The organism is Candidatus Peregrinibacteria bacterium, from assembly GCA_016699755.1.
Taxonomy (GTDB): domain Bacteria; phylum Patescibacteriota; class Gracilibacteria; order CAIRYL01.
The window spans coordinates 927,188-947,583 of record CP065009.1; the positions used below are offsets into that span (position 1 = coordinate 927,188).

The window sequence follows — 20,396 nt, forward strand, 5'->3', positions numbered from 1 at the left end:
TCTCGGATTTTGGACAAAAACGCTCATTCCAATATTCGGAGAAGAAGTCTTTCGGAACATACAAAAACAGAATCAAATCTTTGTGAAATACGAAACCGGCGAAGAGATATCCGACAAAAAAATACCAACGGGAGATTCACACTTCCGTAATCTGCTCGAACATTGTTTCAAAGAGAAAGCAGAGGTATTTTTCAGAAAACATCTTTTCCCCCGAACACTACGCAAGAAAGAGAATCTTCCCAATACGTCTGGCACCATTCTTTCAGACACCATGCTCAAATTTCATGATCAAGATCGACGGGAGGAGATTCGGAAGAAATGCCATAATTTTTTACAGCATCAAGATGTTTCCCCTCCTTCTTCTCTGGAATCCCTTTTTCGGGCAAGAGAACGGTGAATGTTGTTCCCACATTTTCTTTGGATTCAAATTGAATCGTTCCCCCAAACTCTTCAATAATGGATTTTGTAATGTAGAGGCCCAAACCGTTTCCGTTTACCTCTTTTTTCTGAATATTATCAGCACGAAAGAGTTTTGAGAAAATCCTGTCCTTTTGATACTTCGGAATACCATATCCTGTGTCAGAAATAGTGATTTTAAAGAATCCATTTTCCCGATGAATATCAATAGAAATTTTCCCCTGTTCGGGAGTGTATTTTATCGCATTTCCCACAAGATTTTGAAAAACAATGTGTATTAAATTGGAGTCGAGAGGAATATGAGGAAGATGTGCGGTGATATTCTTCTCAATATGCATTTTTTTCTGAGCAACAAAGAGCGAGAGCTCCTGAAGAACTCCATCGAGTGTCTTTTCTATATCAATAGGTTTTGAATCCACTGCAAGCGTTCCAAGATCAATGCGAGAGACATTTAAAAGAGAATCAACCAACCCTCCCATACGCTGACTGCCTTGTGCAATTTCAGTAAGAAACTCCCTTTGCTCTCTATTTATTTTTCCCGCATCTCCACTCAGGAGAAGCTCTGCATACCAGTTGAGTGTTGTCAGCGGTGTACGGAGCTGATGGGAAGCGAGGGAAACAAATTCACTTTTTGCTTTATCGATCCCCTTTTCACTGGTGATGTCCCGTTCAATTCCAACATAAAAAAGAATATTCTTCTTTTCGTCGAGAATAGGAGAAATAGAAACGTTAACATCATAAATCTCACCATTTTTTCGACGATTTCTCATTTCTCCTCGAAAAACATCCTTTTTGTTTGAAATCGTATCCCACAAAAGAGCGTATGTTTCCTTGTCCATCAACCCCCCCCAGTTTTTTCGGGTTCCTGCTTTCTTGCCTATAATCTCCTCTCGTAAAAATCCGGTAAGCTTCTCCATTGCTTTATTCGCAAAGAGAACAACTCCCTCAGCATTCGTAATAATAATGTGATCGGAAGCATTTTCCACGGCAAGTTGAAATTGCTTCAGCTCATTTACAAGATTTTGATATTTTTGTTTCTCGTTCTCGATATCCTTAAGAATTTTAAGAATAACATCCTGTTGGTGTTGCAGCTTTTCATTTTTTTTTTCTGATTCCTTTTGTTGGAGTCGTTGCTCTGTCATATCTTCAAAAGAGCCAATCACCTCTATGGCTTTTCCATTTTTTCCAATAATACAAGAGATGTTTTTTGAGATGAGCATATCATTTCCATGTTTTGTTTTTATGGTTCCCTCTTTGTGAAGCACGAGAATATTTTGCTGACCCGAAAAAAATGGAGAAGAAATATCTACATCTATCAGTGCATTCGGTTTCTTTTTGTTTATCTCCTGTATCGTATACCCCGTAATTCGTTCGGCTTCTAAATTCCAGCCGATAATATTTTGCTTGGCATCCATACGAAAAAAAGCAATGGGGGCTCCACGAAAAAAGAACTCCTGCTGTATTTGAGAGAGACGATAGCGATGGAAGATGGCAAGAAGAACAACAACAAAAAACGCAAAACTGATGGCAAAAAAGACACCCAAAAAGAACGAAGAATTACCCCAAAAAGAAATGCTTTCTTGTAAAAAATGACGCGTTTCCATTGTGTCGAAAAATATTAAACAGGAACCACCGCAACAGAAAGCCCTCCACTAGGAAGAGAAACAATGCGACGCGTTAATATCGTATCTCCAGATGGAGAAACCCATTGGCGAGATTGCACAAGGAGAAGCAGATTTCTTCCAAAAACACTCCCACCTTGCATTTTTTTAATTGGTAAAAAATTTTGAAACGACAAGGTTTGCCCATGTAAAAGAAGAGGAATATTTTTTTCTTCCACATGAAGAATAGTCGTATTGTCCGATTCTTCCATTCGTTGAATGAGAAAAAATTGTTGTACTTCTGGTGGTAAAAGAGGTGAACACGCCTCACCACAAACAGAGAGTGGATTTTCCTCCTGAACTTCTCCCTTTAAAAGAGATTGTATCTTTTCCACAAGTTCTGTAGGACCATATTCTGATTTTTGTAAATAGACATTTGCCCCAAGACGCTTTGCAAGATCAATATCTTGTTGTCGACTGAGATTGCTGTTAATAGCAATAAAAACATTCATAGAAGAATTATTACGAATAGCACTCAACACCTCAAAACCATCCATCTGCGGCATCATGATATCGAGGAGAATAACATCGGGACGGAATTCAGGTGCCTGTACAATGCCGTCCATTCCGTTTCCCTTTGAACGAACATCGAAACCTTCCGCACTAAAAGCAGTTTTATAGAGCTCGACAAGATCTTCGTTATCTTCAATGATGAGAATTTTTTTGGGATTCATAGGAGAGAGGAAGAGTAAAAAAGAAAGTGGTTCCATTGCCTATTTCACTGGTAAGCCATATTTCGCCATCCATTTGTCGAACAATCTCCTTGGCAATACTGAGCCCAAGCCCTGTCCCCTTTGCCTTCCCTAGCTCCTTATTTTCGACCTGATGAAATTTCTCAAAAATACGTTCTTGTTCCTCAGGAGGAATGCCGACTCCTGTATTTTTTACAGAAATTGTGAGAAACCCCTGACGAAGTGATTTGCTGAAGGAGAGCTCAATATTTCCTCCTTCTGGAGTAAATTTTGCCGCATTTCCAATGAGATTTATGAGAACTTCTCGCGTTTTTTCAGGATCGGCAAACACAGGGGTGCTGGCATCATTAAGATGAGTAATATCAAGAGAAAGTTGCTTTTCTTCACAAATAACCTGAAAATCTTGAACAACATTTTCCACAAGATACGAGACGAGAAAAGTCTGTTTTTGAAATTGCATTTTTCCGATTTCCAGCTTTTGAATATCGAGCATGTCATTTACCAAATGGAGCAGGTCGGAAGCGTTTCGATGAATTTTTTCAAGAATACTCTTCTGCTGACGATTAATGGGACCGTATTTTTCTTTATGAAAAAACTCAATAAAACCACGGATAACCGTTAGTGGTGTTCGAAGCTCATGAGAGACAATACCCACAAATTTATCTTTGAGCATGTTTGTTTGCTCTAAGTGATGGCGAATCCGCTCTTGCTGTGCAAAAAAAGAAGAAACGAGGATAATCAAAAGAATGATGCCGAGGAAGATCCCAAGAAAATGCCAGCGAACCGCATTGAGATTTTGAACATGATATTTTTGGTCAATTTCCATAAGAACGATAGCATTTGTTCGTTTGTTCACAGTACCAAAAGAAAATATCGGAGACGCCACTCGTCGAAGCGCACCGAGAGCATCAAAAACAATATCTGGATTTACTTTTGTCTCTGTAAAGGCGTCTAAAAACCAATCGGACTGTTCTATCGAAAGAATCCTTCCAACAGGAACAGCTTCTTCACTTTCGGAGATACTACCGTCGCCATTTCGGTCACGATCAAAACGATGATCAGAAAAAAGAACCTGAAGTTCGTTAGAATGATTTGTTTTCGTAAGAATCTGAAGGGAATAGATGTCTGAACTTTGCGCAAAAACATGGCGCATAATTTCAGAGATATCTTCCGGAACACCATTATGAGAGCTTTGCAGTTTCTCAAGAAGTTCTGCAGGAAAATGTGACGATACCATTTCTCCAAGCGTGTGGAGATATTTTTCATTTTGCGCGTAAAGCGTATCTTCAATGGCAAGAAAAAGACTAAGTACTAAAGCTCCTGAAAGAGTGATTCCAAAAAATGTCACAGGAAGATTCTGCCAAAAACGCAAAAGATCAATAAATGATCTTTCTTTCTCTTTTGGGGTACGCTTATTTGCCACACGTGAACCGCGGAAAAAAATCATCTTTTTTGTTTCTTTGTATATTGCTTTTATTATACTTGAAAAATGGCAAAAAGAAAACTGTCCTTTTCTCAAATATTTCTGTCTCTTCTGTTTTTCTACTCAAGAAATATGGAAAAAGAAAGAAAAAGAGTATAATATGGTGGAAAGTATAAAAAAACAAAGCATGACAAAAACCAAAAAGGAAATTGATATTCTTCTCGAATCAGGATACCTATTAGAAGAGGATGCCAAAAAAATCCTCAAAAAAGCTGAGATACTTCATGTTTCTCCGCTTCAAATTCTGGTGACGGACGGAATACTCTCGCGAGTGTTGATGGGGCAAGCTATTGCGGAATATTACAAAATTCCTTACGCGAACCTCTCTGCAAATTCCTCCGAAAAGGAAGAAGATATATTTCACATTCCAGAACGAACTGCCACAAGCCTTAGAGTTGTTTTTGTTTCGGAAAAAAACGAAACCGTTCACGTTGCCACCGATACACCAGTTATCGAAAATATTTCCCAAAAAATATCTGAGTTCTTTCCCAAGAAAAATATTGAGGTGCTCTATGCTCTTCCCGAAGAAATAGACATGGCGCTCGTTCAATATCGAAAACCACTAAAAACAAGATTCTCGCAGATTATCACAAAAAAAATACGAATTGCACCGGAAATACTTCAAGAAATTCTAGAAGATGCGCTTATATATCAAGCATCCGATATACATCTAGAGCCAAAAGAGGACGGAACTCTTATTCGATTTCGTATTGATGGAATTCTAAAGGAAGCCGGAAATATTCCAAAAGAACACTATGGAAACCTTATTAATCATATTAAAGTTCAATCTCGACTGAGGATTGATGAACATAACACAACACAAGATGGTGCTATGCGCTACGATTTTTCAGGGGGAAATATTGATATTCGCATTTCCATTGCTCCTACTATTGGCGGAGAAAAAGTGACTATGCGTCTCCTTACAAATTATGTACAAAGTCTTCAACTTGCAGAAATTGGTCTCTCTCGGGAAAATCAGAAGTTTTTTGAAGAAGCATCTCAGAAGCCATTCGGAATGATTCTTGTCACCGGTCCCACCGGTGCTGGAAAAACCACAACACTCTACTCACTACTACAAATTATTAGTAATCCGGGAGTCAACATTACGACCATTGAAGATCCAGTAGAATATCATCTTCCCGGACTCAATCAGATTCAGGTAAATACAGAAAGGAATATTACATTTAGCAAAGGACTTCGATCTATTGTTCGACAAGATCCCGATATTATTCTTGTTGGAGAAATTCGAGATGAAGAAACAGCAGAAATTGCCGTAAATGCTGCACTTACCGGACATCTTCTCCTCTCAACTTTTCACGCAAACGATGCCGCCACTGCTATTCCACGCCTCTTGGAAATGGGGGTCGAGCCTTTTCTCCTTGCTTCCACTCTTGAACTTATTGGCGCACAACGCCTCATCCGAAAGATATGTCCTCACTGTCGATATAGTATTCCTCTCGATGCAGAAGAGATGAAGGACATACGAAAACGGTTTGAAGATTACCTTCCCAAAGAAGCAGGAGTCCTCTACAGAGCCAAGGGATGCGTTGCCTGTCATCACACCGGATACAAAGGAAGAACCGGAATATTTGAGTGCATTCCGGTGAGTCAAGAACTTCAAGATCTTATTTTGCAACATCCCTCAAGCAAACAAATTTGGGCACTTGCCCGAAAAAAAGGTGCCATCACACTCTTTGAGGATGGCATGCTAAAAGTACGTCAAGGAATCACTACTCTTGAAGAGCTTCTTCGTGTTGCCTCTCCACCAGAGTTATGATGAAAAAAAAGAAACATTGGCACGAGTTTTTCTCCTTTTTGTCTCAAAAACATAAAAAGGAAGAAGATCAAAAACGAGGACTCAATATTTTTTCGCGAATTGGCATTGCGGAAGATCAGGAAAATCTTTTGGAAAATCTGAGTATGTTGGTGGAATCGGGTATGGATATACCGGAGACGCTTCGCTCAATCGCCACAGAAATGCGTACTCCTCAAATGAAACGCATGATGATGCAAGCAGAAGAGGATATTGAAAATGGTCTTCCTGTATGGAAAGCCCTAGAAGAAACAAATATTCTTCCACCACATATTATTGCCCTCCTCCGTATTGGAGAAGAATCTGGGCGACTCCCAAAAAATTTAAAAATGGTGGCACTCCAACAACAAAAGCAGAGGATGCTGCTCTCGAGAGTCCGGTCTTCACTCGCCTATCCCATGATTGTTTTGTTCCTCTCTCTTTTTATCGGAGTGGGAATTTCATGGTTTATTCTCCCAAGACTTTCAGTAGTTTTTTCTCAACTCAAAATTGATCTTCCATTCGTCACAAGTCTTTTTATCGGCTTTGGAACCTTCCTTGGAAAGTACGGGAATATTGCGATTCCAGCGTTCTTGCTCGTCTTTTTTCTCATTTTCTATTTTGTATTTTTTCATCGAAGCACCAAGCATATTGGCCAAGGAATTCTCCTAAAAACTCCTGTTATCCATCAACTTATTAAACAAGCCGAACTCTCGCGCCTCGGATACATGATGGGTGCACTGCTTGAAGCAGGCATATCGGTCATTGAAGCACTCCTCTCTCTCGAGAAGGCTTCTGTTTTTCGCTCCTATAAAAAACTCTATCGTCTTCTTCGGGAAAATATGGAAGAAGGTATTTCATTTGGAGAAAGCTTTGGAAAGCATAAAGAAACAAAAAAACTAATTCCTGCCCCTGTTCAACAACTTATTAGTTCTGGAGAACAATCGGGAAATCTGTCGCAAATCTTCTTCAAAATCGGAGAGTCGTATGAAGGAAAAACAGAGTACACCACAAAAAATATGGCGGCGCTTCTGGAGCCGATTATGCTCATTATTATTTGGATTGGTGTTGTTTCTGTTGCCCTTGCTGTAGTACTTCCCATTTATACACTGGTTGGAAATATGAATACCGGCATTTCTTCACCACCAAAAGCAAAAATTGTTGCTCACAAAACCATTCCCCAAACAGAATCTCAAAATATTCCACAACCAATACACGCTTCTGGGGAAATACAAAAAAATATTATCGGAACAATTACGCCAGAAAAACAAACAGAACCTAAAGAAGAGAAGGATAATGAAGATTTTTCCCAAGAAAAGAGTCAGAATGTACTCTATTCTTTAGGGGATTTTGAATATCCGGCTTTGCCAAGGAAAGAGAATATAAAAAATATAGAAGTGCTTTCGAATATTCCGGCGCTCAATGTTCGAAGTGGTCCATCAACAGATTTTTCAGTTCTCACACAAATTTTTCCGGGAAATAGTTACCCCGTCCGTGAAGAATCAGGGCAATGGCAAAAAATTACACTTCCCAATAATGAAGAAGGTTGGGTGCTTGGCACATACACGCAGGAATCTTTTCAAGAAATTGAAGAAGACGTTCCTGATGAGAAGAGTGAAGATACTCCTGCCCTTGTAAGGCTCCAAGATAATCTGCAAGGACTCAATATTCGCTCAAATCCAACACAAGAGGCAACTATTATTGGAACCATGCTTCCAGAGGACCGATATGAAAAAATAGGAGAGGAAGAAGGGTGGTTTCACATTCATTTCGAAGAAGAAACCGGCTGGGTTTTGGGATCACTTGTGCAAGAAACAAAAGAATGAAGCACTTTGCTAAATACAACAGTGGTTTTACTCTCCTCGAGATTCTCCTCGTGGTAGCACTCTTTACCGCACTTGCAGGAGTCTCGCTCCCTGTTTCTCTCGCTTTTCTTCAGAAAAGCAGTCTTGATGTTACTGCACAAAATACCGTGCAAACTCTTCGACGAGCACGAACACTCGCTCAATCTTCTGCACACGACATGAGTTGGGGTGTCTACGCAGAAGGTGGACAGATAATACTTTTTGGAGGAGATTCGTACGCCACACGCAATACCTCTTTTGACGAGACCCTTCCTATTCCTGAGCTCATCTCTGTTTCTGGACAACAAGAAACTGTTTTCGAAAAATTCTCAGGAAAACCAAAAAATGCAGGAACGCTTTCCTTTCAGGCGCTTAATGATACGCTTCCCATCACCATCGGAGCGAACGGGCTTCTTTTTTACTAATGGCTTTTCTTCTTTAGAAGCACTCCTTGGGGTAACCATGTTGGGACTCTTTGGAACTGCCATTATGGGAGCTCTCGTTTACGGGCTTCAAGGAATTTCCGTTTCTGGAAACTACGCTCGTGCCACACTACTCGCAGAAGAAGGAATCGAAGCCATCCGAAATATTCGAGATGAAGATTTTTCCAATTTAGTAGACGGAACACACGGACTTGCTCTTTCTGGCGGAACATGGATTTTTTCGGGCTCTTCAGATACGACAGATGTTTTTACGAGAACAACAACCATTAGTACCATTAGCGCGAGTGAAAAAGAGATTTCTTCAGAAGTCACTTGGAATGGGCAAAATGGAAGAACAGGGGTGATAACGCTCCTCACACGCCTCACCGATTGGAGACTTCCAGATGCCCCAACTATAGGAAACTGGTCAAATCCGGCACAAGAGTCAACAAGTAATCTTTCTGGAAATCAGAATGGGATTCGCCTTGCTCTGCAGGGATCTTATGTTTACCTCATTCGAAATGGCGGAAATCCAGATTTTATTATTTTGAATATTTCCAACACCGCAAGTCCTTCTGTTATTGGGTCGCTCAATCTTGCTGGGAATCCGCGTGACATCACCGTAATCGGAAACTATGCCTATATCGCCTCCAATCAAAATAATGCAGAACTTCAAGTAATAAGTATCAGTAATCCTGCCTCACCTTCAGTCGTCAACACGATCAATCTCTCGGGAAATCAAGATGGACAATCGGTTGCCGTTGATGGAAACACGCTCTTTTTGACAAGAGCTTCAAGCGGAAACGACGAATTTTTGACGTATGATATTTCTTCTCCTGCCAACCCATCATTTCTTGGATCAGAAGACCTCGGAAATGGAAATAATAGAGCAATGTATATAAATGGGTCTCACGCCTATGTTGTTTCGAATCAAAACAATCAAGAACTCAAAATTATCGATATTTCCAACTTGAGCAGTCCTTTCTTCGCTACAGCGTATGACATGACAGGAAACAACGATGGAAACTTTGTCACTGGTTTTGGAAGCACTCTTCTTGTTGGACGATCGAACGGAGAACTCGCTATTTTTAGTATTTCGAGTCCTCTCTCTCCAGTTCTTCTCGGAACATTTGATGCTCAAAGCGCTATCAATGGTATTTCACTTGGGAATAGTGGTACATATGCGTTCCTTGCAACGGATGAAAATTCGGCAGAATTTCAGGTGGTGGATATTTCAAATCCCGCATCGGCAACACTTGTGGGATCACTCAATCTTGGAGGAGATATAGACGGAATTGTTTACGATGAAGGAAAAGATCGTGCCTTTGTGGCAGGAGAAGATAATGCCGAAGAATTTTCTGTTTTTATGCCCCAATAAACAGCATAAGGAGTACTCAAAAAAATGGCGGATTTACTCTGGTAGAAGCACTTCTTTCTATTGCGCTTCTCGCTGTTCTTTTACAGGGATCCTCCATGCTTTTTTTGGAATCAATTCGAACGCGCGCAAAACTGCAATCAGTTGCCGAAGTAGATTCTCAGGGGACGCAAATTCTTCATGTTATTACCGAGGAAATACGTAATGCAGAGAGCATTGTTTCTCCAAATTCTGGAGCAAGCTCTTCATCTCTCACCATTTTTGCAAATGCGCAAAACACTATTTTTGTTCCGTTTGGAACAACACTCGTTATGGCAGAAGGTGCTCATCCATTTGCGGCACTCAATTCTTCTCGAGTTCAAATTGAGAGCATCACCTTTGAAAACCGATCACGCACTGGCACTCCCGGAACTCTTCACATCTCCCTTACGCTCTCGCATTACAACCCAGAAAATCGAGCAGAATTTGATGTAACCAAAACATTTACCGCTTCCGCCAGCCTTCGCACTCCATGAATATTCGTCAATTTCTCCGTCGGCAAAAGGGATATGTCCTTCTTATTTCCGTTCTCATGACGGGTGCTATTGGAACAATTATTGCCAGTGCTATCCTGTTTTTCAGTACCGATTCTCTCCGTATGAGCACTACATTTACCGAAGGAGCTCGCGCACGGACACTCGCGCACGCCTGCGCAGAACATGGACTGAATGAATTACGACAAAATACTTCGTACTCGGGAGGAGAAACGCTTTCTTTTGGAGATGATTCGTGTGAAGTTGTTGCTGTATTAGGAGGAAACATTGTACAGGCAGAAGGAATCGCAGGAGATGCTCTTTCGCGCGTAGAAGTAGAAGTATCAGATATTGATCCAGAAATCATCATCTCCTCATGGAAAGAGGTTGCTTCTTTTTGAAAAAATATCTTTTTATATTCAAAAAAATAGGTTATTATATGTATGAAATTTTTTTCTAAAACAAAATTATGAAATACTATGATACCTCGTTAAACAAAAAAGGGTTCACCCTCCTTGAAATTCTTCTCGTTGTTGCCGCCATTGCTATTCTTGCAGGAATTGTTATTTTGGCGATTAACCCAGGGAAACAGCTCGCCGAAACACGAAATGCTCAACGCCGATCAGATGTGAACACCATTTTGAACGCCGTATACCAGTATGCCATTGATAACAAAGGAACGATTCCGTCAGTTATTACAACAACCCAAACCGAGATTTGCGCCGACCCCTCTGGAACCTGCACAGGACTCGTCGATTTTGATACACTTGTCCTCAATGAAAAATACATTGTTGGTATTCCAAGCGACCCAACCGGAGCTTCTGGAAATGGTGCTGGATACGAAATTGTAAAATCTGCGAATGGACGTGTCACTGTTAGTGCTCCAGATGCAGAAGAAGGCGAAACTATTGCCGTAACACGATAATTCTATTTTATAAAAGTAGATGACGAACACCAAAAAAAAGAAGATTCTCGTTGTTGAAGATGAAATTTCATATCTCAAGGTATATCGCCTCAAGCTAGAAAAAGAGGGATTTGAAGTTCTTTTTGCAGAAGACGGAGAGGAGGCACTTCAAAAAATAAAAGAAAAACCGGACATCATTCTTCTTGATATTATTCTTCCAAAAAGAGATGGATTTTCTGTTCTTGAGGAAATACGAAAAAAAAAAGATTTTGCTCATGTACCAATTGTTGTGGCATCAAACTTGGGACAAAAAGAAGACCAAGAGCGCGCCCACAAAATGGGGGCGCAAGATTATTTCGTCAAGGCGAATACGAGCATGGCAGACATCGTAAAAATAATAAAGAAGCACCTTTCTGAAAAATAAGGAGTTATTTTTTTAGGGAGATTCTCGTGAGACCACCAGTAAATGGATGGAGAACTTTTGGAATATCGACCGATCCATCTTCGTGCTGAAAATTTTCGAGAATAGCAACAAGCGGACGGCTTGAAACTGCTGTGCCGTTGAGTGTGTGTGCCATAACAATTTCTCCATTTTTTTGGCGAATACGGATATTCAAACGACGTGCCTGAAAATCGGTGCAATTTGATGTACTCGTTACCTCACGATATCTCCCCTGCCCTGGAAGCCACGCTTCAATGTCATATTTTTTTGCCGCACTCGAACCAAGATCTCCAGCAGCAATAAGCACCAACCGATAGGGAATTCCGAGTTTTTGAAGAAGCGTTTCCTCTGCTTCTCGCATTTGCTCGTGAATAGAAAAAGACTCTTCAGGAAGACAAAGTGCCACCATTTCGATTTTCTCAAACTGATGTACTCGTAAAATCCCTTTTGTGTCTTTTCCATAGCTTCCTGCTTCCCTGCGAAAACACGGAGAATATCCCGCGAACTTTTTTGGCATCTCCTCTTCCTCGAGAATTTCTCCAGCGTAATAACTCGCAAGAGGAACCTCACTCGTCCCAATAAGATAAAGATCATCCACCCCAGGATTCACCACATAGTTTTCATCTTTTTGAAGATACCCCGTTCCAAAAATAGCCTCTTTTCGAGTGAGAAATGGAGGAATAGTAGGAGAAAAACCGAGTTTTTGAATTTCGAGAAAAGCCCAGTTCATGAGTGCCATTTGGAGAATGGCAAGTTCTTCCCGAAGAAAATAAAAACGCGAACCAGAAACTTTTGCTCCTCGCTCCATATCGAGAATTCCAAGACGTTCGGCAATTTCCCAATGTTCTTTGGGAGAAAAAGAAAATTCAGGAATGTCTCCCCATTCTTTCATTACTACAAAATCTTCTTCTCCTCCATCGGGCACATCAGAAAATGGTGGATTTGGAAGGGTGTTGAGAAGATCATCATAGAAAGATTGTACCGCTCGCAATTCTTCCTCCGCTTTTTTGAGTGATGCCGAAACCATCTTCATCTCCGCAAGTGCCAACTCTTTTTCCGCACCAAAAAGGGTTGGAATACGTTTATTCTCCGCATTTTGACGAGAACGAAATTCATCACAATGCACCATAAACTCACGACGCTTCTCATCAATTTCAAGAAGACGAGCGACTGTATTATCAGGAATACCTTTTCGAGTAAGGGCGGATTGTATTTTTTCGGACTGTTCCCGAAGAAGGCGAATATCGAGCATAGAATAACAAAAGAGATGTCAGGAGGGATGCTACCACAGATCTTTTTGTTTCAAAAGAGGATGTTCTGGATAACAATATCATAGGCACTTTTGAGGTACGTTCATAATGCTCTAGAGGTATTTTATAATCGTTGTGGTCTTTCGGAGTTAGAGAATATAAGTCATTCAGTCAGTTTTGGGTTGAATTCACTTGGATCAAGTATCCGATTTCCGAGTTGGATAAATTCTTCTTAAAGTGTTCTATTGAATCGTTCGATCTCTGGATTGTCTTTCGAAGCTTCATTTTTTCCAACCGGATGTATTTTTTGCGAAGAGTGATAATCCTTATCTCCTCGTAAAATACCAATGGACATTAAGAGAAGTGTTTTCTGATGTTATGGAAATGTTCTTTACTCATCTTTTTGAGCCATTCCCATTTCTTCATAAGAGGTGGGTATGGTTTTATAGGTTTGAGAATTAAGGTCATCGAAGACAGAGAAAAACTCTATCTTAGAAGTGCTACCGATGTATCTTAATTTTTTCAGAGAAGAATACAGGCGGCGACATATCCAATATATCCTGATTTATTTCCCCTGCTGGAAGAGCTCAGCAAACATTTTTTTGTTCGTGAGAGAGCAAAAAGTTTCATAAGCAGAAAATAAATGACAAATATTTGAATTCTTTATGAGTTTATCTCTTGTTCGGTTGTATTCTTGAATGATCCCATTCGAAAAATTAAGTTGACAGCCTCTTATGTTTTCCAGCAAGATACGTTGGCGCTTTTTGGCGAGTGGTCTCTTTTGAGAGACTTCTCCTCACTTTCATTTTCATAAATCGTGCTCATTCCGAAAAAGCTAAAATATCGAAAAGTTCACAGAGGACGCGGAACCCTTCGAGGGGTGGCGCAAACTGGTTTTGAACTTGCGTTTGGAAGTTACGGACTCAAGGCAATTGGTCGAGGGGAAATTACAAGTCGCCAAATAGAATCAGCTCGAAGAGCTATTAACCGATACGTGAAACGCACAGGAAAGCTTTGGATACGTATTTTCCCACACAAGCCTGTTACTCAAAAGGCCGCAGAAGTTCCGATGGGATCGGGAAAAGGATCTGTGGAGTTCTATGTATTTCCTACTCTTCCTGGAAAAGTTATCTTCGAAATGGAAGGGGTTACAGAGAGCATTGCCAGAGAGGCATTTCGCCTTGCTTCCTATAAGCTTCCTCTGAAGACAAAATTTGTGAAAAAAGAATTCTAATATCTTCATGAAAACAACTCAACAAATTCGGGACCTCTCTGATAATGAAATCCGTAATGAAATTTTGCGGACAGAGCATCACCTTGTGGGACTCCGTATGAAAATTGTCACCTCACAAGAGAAAGACACCTCTAAAAAGGGAAAATTTAAAAAGTATATTGCTCGTCTCAAAACTATTTTGAATGAGCGTTCCATTGGTTTTTCTGCCACTCTATGAGAACAAAAAAAGGAATCGTTTCTAAGAAATCTGGCGATAAAACAGTGGTGGTAACCGTTCATCGATATGAGATGCACCCGAAATATCACAAGAGATATCGCGTTTCAAAAAAGTTTCATGCACATGACGAAGGGAATACTGTGCAAGTAGGAGATGAAGTAGTTATCCTTGAGACACGTCCTCTCTCTCGCCTCAAACGTTGGCGAGTTGTGACATCAGAAGAATTTTCTTCACTTCAACAATCATGATTCAAGTACAAACCATTCTGTCTGTTGCAGACAATACCGGCGCAAAAGAAGTGATGTGTATTAAAGTACTCGGCGGAAGTAAACGTCGATACGCAGGAGTGGGAGACATTATTGTCGTTACCGTAAAAAAGGCTACTCCAAAAGGCATTGTAAAACGGAAGTCTGTTCAAAAAGCAGTAGTAGTAAGACAGCGACGCGACGTTCGTCGTCAAGATGGATCCATCATTCGTTTCGATGAAAACGCTGTTGTCATTGTCAATAACGCAAAAGACCCTCGTGGAACTCGTGTTTTTGGTCCTGTTGCTCGTGAGCTTCGTGCAATGGGTTTTCAGAAAATTATCTCTCAAGCCCCTGATGTTCTTTAGCAAAACACAAAGAACACTCAGAAAGGCATTGACAAACACTTTTCCTCTAGGGCAAAATTTTCCGGCTTTTTTCTCATCGTGAAAATCAAAAAAGGCGATCATGTCGTCATTATCACCGGCAAGGACAAGGGAAAGAAGGGAAACGTCATTCGCACTATTCCTTCAGAAGAGAGAATTGTCGTGGAGAAGGTGAACCTTTGCACCAAGCACCAAAAAAGAGACCAGAAGAGTCCTGGAGGAAAGATTCAGTTTGAGGCGCCTATTCATGTTTCAAACGTAAAAATCATTTGTCCAGAGACGAAAAAGAGCTCTCGTGTTCGCTATGAGCGAGGAAAAGATGGAAAAAAATACCGCATCGCACAGATTTCGGGAGTAAATATTGAACGTCCTTTTGTAAAATCTTAATATGTCATTCACAAAAGAGTATCGGCAGAATATTGTTCCAGAGCTTCAAAAGAAGCTGGGGAATCGAAATATACATGCAGTCCCCGCTCTTCAAAAGATAACGGTGAGTGTTGGAGTAGGAAGTTATTTGAAAAATGAGAAAACTCCTGCTTCAGTAGTAGATGGAATTACGAGAGTAACTGGACAAAAACCAATTATTCGAAATTCAACAAAGTCGATTTCAAACTTTAAACTTCGAGAGGGAATGCCTGTTGGTGTTTCTGTTACACTGCGAAAAGAGAAGATGTATGACTTCTTGGAACGGCTCGTGAAAATTGTTTTTCCTCGTATTCGAGACTTTCGTGGCTTTTCTTCACGATCGTTTGATGGACGAGGAAATTACTCACTTGGAATTCGAGACCACCTTATTTTTCCAGAAATTCCTACTGATGAAATTATTCGTTCTTTTGGAGTGCAGGTAACATTCACCACGAGTGCCAAAAATGACAAAGAAGCGAAACTCCTCTTAGAGGCTTTTGGTTTTCCCTTTCAAAAATCCTGATGGCAAAAAAATCAATGATCGTAAAGGCTGAACGAAAGCGTGAAAAGGTTCGACGAGCTGCTCTTCTCGGGAAGAAGGCAAAAATGGGTGTTCGTGCCTATAATTGTTGTAACCAATGCGGACGAACACGATCCTACTTTCGATTTTTTGGTCTTTGTCGCATGTGCCTTCGGGAACATGCTCGTCGGGGTGAGATTCCAGGGCTTACAAAATCGAGTTGGTAATTTTATTTTTTTTCCTATGCAGAGCGATCCCATTGCAGACTTCTTGACGCGCATCCGAAACGCCTCGCAAGCAAAAAATGAGGTACTTATGTGTCCCTACTCAAAGATAAAAGAGGAGATGGGAACAATACTTGAACGAGAAGGTTTTATTGAGAAATCACGAGTAGACAGAAGTGGAAAATTTCCAGTGCTTCGAATCTCACTCTCTCCAACACGTGGTCAACTCTCCCTAAAGCGAGTAAGTCGCCCTGGACGACGTGTTTATAAATCTGCTAAAGAAATCCGCTCTGTACAAAATGGGTTTGGAATTTCCATCATCAGCACAAGCTCTGGTCTTAAGACCGACACTGAAGCGAGAATGGGGAAGATGGGGGGGGAGGTACTCTGTGAGATTTTTTAATTTTTCTTACTTTTCATCATATGTCACGAATTGGAAAACAACCGGTTGTGATTCCTAACGGAGTAGAAGTATCCATAACAGGTGACATCATCGCAGTAAAAGGAAAAAAAGGAGAGCTCACATTCTCTCATCACTCTCATGTTTCGGTTTCAATGGAGGAGGGAATGCTACAAGTAGTGCGAAAAAGTGATGAGAAGGAGGACAGAGCACTTCATGGACTCACTCGGGCACTTATTCAAAATATGGTTACCGGTGTAAACGAAGGATTTTCTATTCGACTCGAGATCATCGGAGTTGGGTATCGAACACAGGTTTCCGATTCAAAAATCACACTCAGTCTTGGTTTTTCTCATCCTGTTGAGATGATTACTCCTGAAGGAATTACAGCAGAGATCGATAAGGACACAAAGCAACTTGTTCTTTCGGGAATTGATAAACAAAAAGTTGGTCAATTTGCCGCTGAAATTCGCTCCCTTCGAAAACCAGAGCCCTATAAAGGAAAAGGAATTCGATATGCCGGAGAACATGTTCGACGAAAAGTTGGAAAAGCGGCTGGGAAAAAATAATTTTCTAAAGTTATGACTATGAAAAAACGACAACAATGGTTCAATCGTAAAAATCGAGTTCGAAAGACGATTGGAAAGGGAACCTCTCTGCGTCCAAGAATGCTCGTATTTTGTAGTAATCGGGCACTTTATGTGCAGATCATAGATGATGAAAAACAAGTGACCGTTGCCTCAGTACACTCACTAAAAGAGAAAAACGGATCAACCATGGAGACCGCCAGAAAAATAGGAACAGAAGTTGCCAAGCGTGCCCAAGAAAAAAAGGTGCAGTCTATCGTTTTTGATAGAAATGGCTACCAATATCATGGAAAAGTAAAAGCAATTGCAGAGGCGGCACGTGAAGCTGGTCTTCAATTTTAATTTTCTTCTTATTAAGACTACATATGAGCGATGAAATCAAAATTACGACCCCCTCAGGTGAGGATTTAAATACTTCAGAAGAAGAAAAGGGTGTTTCTTCTCGAGGAGGAAAAAGAGGAAAAGGGGAGCGCTCAGGAGGGAAAGGCCGAAAGAGAAACCGTCGAGAAGGTGGGGAACGAGAAGCAAAAGAATTTGAAGAAGAGCTCCTTCAGGTCGACCGTGTAACGCGCGTTGTAAAAGGAGGACGTCGTTTGCGTTTTCGTGCCACTGTTGTTATTGGTGATCGAAAAGGGCGAGTTGGTTTTGGAACAGATAAAGCAGCAGAAGTGCCACAAGCTATTCAAAAAGCCGTTCGGGATGCCAAAAAAAATCTTATTACTGTCCCCATGGTCAATGGAACCATTCCACACCAAATGAAAGTAAAATTTAAATCGGCAAAAATACTTATTATGCCAGCAAAATCAGGATCAGGAATTATTGCCGGAGGTGCTATGCGAAAAATTGCAGATCTTGCTGGAATTGAGGATATTCTTGGAAAAAATATTGGAACGAGCAATAGGATCTCTTCAGGAAAAGCAATGATGATTGCTCTTAAAAACCTTTCCCAACCAAAGGAAGAAAAGAAAGAGTTTGCCAAAGAGACAGTAGCTTTGGCAAAATAATTGTCCCTTTTATAAACGATTTTTATGAAACGATCAGATTTAGTACCGGCAGTAGGAAGCAGAACGAAGAAGGTTCGTCGTGGACGAGGCGATGGAAGTGGGTCTGGAAACTATTCCGGAAGAGGAATGAAAGGGCAAAATGCTCGTGCTGGAGGAGGTGTTCGTGTTGGATTTGAAGGAGGTCAAACTCCCCTGCTCCGCAGAACTCCAAAACAAAGAGGATTTCGAAATCCAAATCGTGTTGAATTTCTTGCCATCAATTTTCATATTCTTGAAAAGAAATTTTCAGATGGAGAGGTCGTTTCTCCTGCTACTCTCCTCGAAAAGCGAATTATTCGAAACCTCAATAAACCCGTAAAAATTTTGGCAACTGGTACCCTTACAAAACAGGTTTCATTTGAAGGTATTACTTTTTCCAAATCTGCGGAAAGTGTTCTTCAAAACAAGAAGGGATCTGTTCCAAAAAAGAAGTCTTCAGTGCAAGTGGCACCAAATGTTTCAGAAGAAGCTCCTCAATAAAGAAATCTTAGAAACACATTTGAAAAAGCCGCTTGAAAAAGCGGTTTTTTTGTATTTTTTATCTCTTATCTGCATCAATCTCTATGAAAAAAACTTTTCACTTTTTTGCTCCAGAAATACGAAAATACAAGTGGTGGCTTGTGGGAATGATTATGAGTATTTCTCTCGTCAGCATCACTCAAAGCGGATATCCATTTCTGTTGCGAAAAATTGCAAATATATTTTCCAATGATCCATCAAGAGAAAGTGAAGTCCTTCTCCATCAGGTCTTCTTGAGCATTTTTGGACTTTACGTGTGCACATTTTTTTTATGGAGAATCTTCGAGTGGACAATTATTCATTTCGAGAGCCTGTCTATGCGAGACATTGACCAGCGATCTTTTGCGATCATACAAAAAAAGTCATTCCGTTTCTTCCAAGAAGAACATATTGGAAGTCTTGTCAAAAAAGCAGGTCGTTTGGTAAATGCCTTCGAAACATTCTTCGATCAGCTCTCGTTTATTCTCTTTCGAAATATTCTCGACATCCTCATTATTCTCACTATTTTTTCAATTCAAAAACCAATTATCGGACTTCTTTTTGGCGTGTGGAGTATCCTTTTTATTGGAGGAAACTACTTCTTCTCCCGTTGGAAACTGAAATATGATGAGGCGGTTGCAAAAGCAGATTCGCAAGTAGGAGGAGTATTCACCGACTCTTGGGGAAACTTTGGCGCCGTAAAAAGCTTCGCAAAAGAAGAAGAGGAGTTCGAGAGGGCGAAACATGCCACAAGCTATTGGGAGAAGAAGAATCGAAAATCATGGATTTTGAACAATTTTTCCTTTGCCATTCAGAGCTTTCTCATGATTTCTATGGAAATTATAATCATTCTTGTGCTCATCAATGGATGGAAGAAAGGAACCACAAATGTTGGGGATTTCATTTTTTTCGAAACATTTCTTATTCCCCTGTTTCGCACACTGTGGGACTTTGGAAAGAATCTTCGGCAACTTTTTCGCGCTATCGCTGACGCGAAAGAGATGGGAGAAATTTTGGAACAAGAAGAGGAAGTAAAAGATATCTCAAATGCTCCAGAAATTGTTGTAAAAAAAGGAGATATTGCCTTTCACGATGTTCAGTTTTCCTATTCTGGAGATCGACAAGAAATTCAAAACATCAGCCTCACCATTCCTGCTGGACAAAGCGTAGCGCTTGTTGGAAACACAGGATCTGGAAAAACAACTATCACAAAACTTCTCTTGCGATTTTTTGATATCTCTTCTGGAACCGTCACTATTGATGGACAGAATATCGCTCATGTAACGCAACAATCGCTTCGAAGGAGCATTTCCCTTGTTCCGCAAATGCCAGAACTCTTCTTTCGAAGTATTTCAGAAAACATCGCCTTTGGAAAAACAGGAGCCTCAAAAGAAGAAATCCGGAAGGCGGCAGAAAAAGCAGGAGCGATTGATTTTATCAATGCCCTTCCAAATGGTTTTGACACACTCGTAGGAGAACGTGGAGTCAAGCTTTCAGGTGGAGAAAGACAACGCATTGCTATTGCTCGTGCATTTCTCAAAGATGCTCCCATTCTCGTACTGGATGAGGCGACAAGTGCGCTCGACTCCATTACTGAAAAAGCAGTTCAAGGAGCGATAGAAGCGCTTCTCAAAAATCGAACGAGTATTGTTATTGCTCATCGACTTTCAACTATTTTGCAAGTTGATCGAATTCTTGTACTCGAAAAAGGAAAGATTGCGGAAGATGGTACGCATGAAGAGCTCCTCAAAAACAAGGGGTGCTATGCGGAAATGTGGGAACATCAGTCTGGAGGATTTTTACAAGAGGATGATGTTTCTCTTTGAGAAGATTTGTGAGACTT

The 20,396-nt window shown here is 40.6% G+C and carries 25 protein-coding genes; 21 read left to right on the plus strand and 4 right to left on the minus strand.

Features of this window, described 5'->3' with window-relative positions; all coding sequences use genetic code 11:
• Nucleotides 1–275: 275 nt before the first annotated feature.
• Genes IPN35_04135 through IPN35_04145 form a run of 3 tightly spaced genes read right to left on the minus strand, consistent with a single transcriptional unit; the run spans nt 276 to nt 4,193 of the window.
• On the minus strand, nt 276–2,021 hold the full coding sequence (locus IPN35_04135; GenBank protein ID QQS58765.1) for a PAS domain S-box protein: 1,746 nt from the start codon (nt 2,019–2,021) through the stop codon (nt 276–278).
• A gap of 14 nt (nt 2,022–2,035) precedes the next feature.
• Nucleotides 2,036–2,752, minus strand: a complete 717-nt coding sequence (locus IPN35_04140) for a response regulator transcription factor (GenBank protein QQS58766.1) — start codon at nt 2,750–2,752, stop codon at nt 2,036–2,038.
• A complete protein-coding gene (locus tag IPN35_04145) occupies nt 2,724–4,193 on the minus strand; it encodes a HAMP domain-containing histidine kinase (protein QQS58767.1) in 1,470 nt (489 codons plus the stop codon). Before IPN35_04145 ends, IPN35_04140 begins: the two co-directional genes overlap by 29 nt.
• Before the next feature lie 37 nt (nt 4,194–4,230).
• Between IPN35_04145 and IPN35_04150 the strand changes: the two genes are divergently transcribed.
• The 8 genes from IPN35_04150 to IPN35_04185 all read left to right on the plus strand — a co-directional run bounded on the left by IPN35_04150 (nt 4,231) and on the right by IPN35_04185 (nt 11,526).
• A complete protein-coding gene (locus tag IPN35_04150; GenBank protein QQS58768.1) occupies nt 4,231–6,030 on the plus strand; it encodes a type II/IV secretion system protein in 1,800 nt (599 codons plus the stop codon).
• 38 nt (nt 6,031–6,068) lie between these two features.
• Nucleotides 6,069–7,871 (plus strand): type II secretion system F family protein, encoded by a 1,803-nt coding sequence (locus tag IPN35_04155; GenBank protein ID QQS58769.1) that lies wholly within the window; start codon nt 6,069–6,071, stop codon nt 7,869–7,871.
• Nucleotides 7,868–8,314 (plus strand): type II secretion system protein, encoded by a 447-nt coding sequence (locus IPN35_04160; GenBank protein ID QQS58770.1) that lies wholly within the window; start codon nt 7,868–7,870, stop codon nt 8,312–8,314. The genes IPN35_04155 and IPN35_04160 overlap by 4 nt, the downstream gene beginning before the upstream one ends.
• Complete coding sequence (locus IPN35_04165; GenBank protein ID QQS58771.1) at nt 8,265–9,689, plus strand: hypothetical protein; 1,425 nt, start codon at nt 8,265–8,267, stop codon at nt 9,687–9,689. The genes IPN35_04160 and IPN35_04165 overlap by 50 nt, the downstream gene beginning before the upstream one ends.
• The gene (locus IPN35_04170; protein QQS59936.1) at nt 9,665–10,201 is read left to right on the plus strand and encodes a prepilin-type N-terminal cleavage/methylation domain-containing protein; all 537 of its coding nucleotides are present in this window, start codon (nt 9,665–9,667) and stop codon (nt 10,199–10,201) included. The genes IPN35_04165 and IPN35_04170 overlap by 25 nt, the downstream gene beginning before the upstream one ends.
• Complete coding sequence (locus IPN35_04175; GenBank protein ID QQS58772.1) at nt 10,198–10,599, plus strand: hypothetical protein; 402 nt, start codon at nt 10,198–10,200, stop codon at nt 10,597–10,599. Before IPN35_04170 ends, IPN35_04175 begins: the two co-directional genes overlap by 4 nt.
• Nucleotides 10,600–10,667: 68 nt before the next feature.
• Nucleotides 10,668–11,123: a type II secretion system protein gene (locus IPN35_04180; protein ID QQS58773.1), complete on the plus strand. Its 456-nt coding sequence runs from the start codon at nt 10,668–10,670 to the stop codon at nt 11,121–11,123.
• A 19-nt stretch (nt 11,124–11,142) separates the two neighbouring features.
• Nucleotides 11,143–11,526, plus strand: a complete 384-nt coding sequence (locus IPN35_04185; protein QQS58774.1) for a response regulator — start codon at nt 11,143–11,145, stop codon at nt 11,524–11,526.
• 4 nt (nt 11,527–11,530) lie between these two features.
• Here the strand turns inward: IPN35_04185 and serS are convergent, their stop codons facing one another.
• On the minus strand, nt 11,531–12,796 hold the full coding sequence (gene serS, locus IPN35_04190; GenBank protein ID QQS58775.1) for a serine--tRNA ligase: 1,266 nt from the start codon (nt 12,794–12,796) through the stop codon (nt 11,531–11,533).
• A gap of 815 nt (nt 12,797–13,611) precedes the next feature.
• On the opposite strand from serS, the gene rplP reads away from it, so the two are divergent.
• The 13 genes from rplP to IPN35_04255 all read left to right on the plus strand — a co-directional run bounded on the left by rplP (nt 13,612) and on the right by IPN35_04255 (nt 20,379).
• Nucleotides 13,612–14,028: a 50S ribosomal protein L16 gene (gene rplP, locus IPN35_04195; GenBank protein QQS58776.1), complete on the plus strand. Its 417-nt coding sequence runs from the start codon at nt 13,612–13,614 to the stop codon at nt 14,026–14,028.
• Nucleotides 14,029–14,035: 7 nt separating this feature from the next.
• On the plus strand, nt 14,036–14,245 hold the full coding sequence (gene rpmC, locus IPN35_04200; protein ID QQS58777.1) for a 50S ribosomal protein L29: 210 nt from the start codon (nt 14,036–14,038) through the stop codon (nt 14,243–14,245).
• Nucleotides 14,242–14,493: a 30S ribosomal protein S17 gene (gene rpsQ, locus IPN35_04205; protein ID QQS58778.1), complete on the plus strand. Its 252-nt coding sequence runs from the start codon at nt 14,242–14,244 to the stop codon at nt 14,491–14,493. Before rpmC ends, rpsQ begins: the two co-directional genes overlap by 4 nt.
• Entirely contained in the window at nt 14,490–14,858 is a 369-nt protein-coding gene (gene rplN, locus IPN35_04210) for a 50S ribosomal protein L14 (protein QQS58779.1), read from the plus strand. The genes rpsQ and rplN overlap by 4 nt, the downstream gene beginning before the upstream one ends.
• 78 nt (nt 14,859–14,936) lie before the next feature.
• The gene (rplX, locus tag IPN35_04215; protein QQS58780.1) at nt 14,937–15,263 is read left to right on the plus strand and encodes a 50S ribosomal protein L24; all 327 of its coding nucleotides are present in this window, start codon (nt 14,937–14,939) and stop codon (nt 15,261–15,263) included.
• A gap of 1 nt (nt 15,264) precedes the next feature.
• Nucleotides 15,265–15,804, plus strand: a complete 540-nt coding sequence (gene rplE, locus IPN35_04220; protein ID QQS58781.1) for a 50S ribosomal protein L5 — start codon at nt 15,265–15,267, stop codon at nt 15,802–15,804.
• Complete coding sequence (gene rpsN, locus IPN35_04225) at nt 15,804–16,028, plus strand: 30S ribosomal protein S14 (GenBank protein ID QQS58782.1); 225 nt, start codon at nt 15,804–15,806, stop codon at nt 16,026–16,028. The genes rplE and rpsN overlap by 1 nt, the downstream gene beginning before the upstream one ends.
• Before the next feature lie 16 nt (nt 16,029–16,044).
• On the plus strand, nt 16,045–16,428 hold the full coding sequence (gene rpsH, locus IPN35_04230) for a 30S ribosomal protein S8 (GenBank protein ID QQS58783.1): 384 nt from the start codon (nt 16,045–16,047) through the stop codon (nt 16,426–16,428).
• A 20-nt stretch (nt 16,429–16,448) separates the two neighbouring features.
• Nucleotides 16,449–16,994 carry a 50S ribosomal protein L6 gene (gene rplF, locus IPN35_04235; protein ID QQS58784.1) on the plus strand — a complete coding sequence of 182 codons (546 nt, stop codon included), beginning with the start codon at nt 16,449–16,451 and terminating at the stop codon, nt 16,992–16,994.
• Between the two features lie 12 nt (nt 16,995–17,006).
• The gene (locus IPN35_04240; GenBank protein ID QQS58785.1) at nt 17,007–17,354 is read left to right on the plus strand and encodes a 50S ribosomal protein L18; all 348 of its coding nucleotides are present in this window, start codon (nt 17,007–17,009) and stop codon (nt 17,352–17,354) included.
• Nucleotides 17,355–17,377: 23 nt separating this feature from the next.
• On the plus strand, nt 17,378–18,016 hold the full coding sequence (gene rpsE / locus IPN35_04245; protein QQS58786.1) for a 30S ribosomal protein S5: 639 nt from the start codon (nt 17,378–17,380) through the stop codon (nt 18,014–18,016).
• 24 nt (nt 18,017–18,040) lie between these two features.
• Entirely contained in the window at nt 18,041–18,535 is a 495-nt protein-coding gene (rplO, locus tag IPN35_04250; protein ID QQS58787.1) for a 50S ribosomal protein L15, read from the plus strand.
• Nucleotides 18,536–18,618: 83 nt separating this feature from the next.
• Nucleotides 18,619–20,379 (plus strand): ABC transporter ATP-binding protein, encoded by a 1,761-nt coding sequence (locus tag IPN35_04255; protein QQS58788.1) that lies wholly within the window; start codon nt 18,619–18,621, stop codon nt 20,377–20,379.
• The last annotated feature ends 17 nt before the right edge of the window (nt 20,380–20,396 follow it).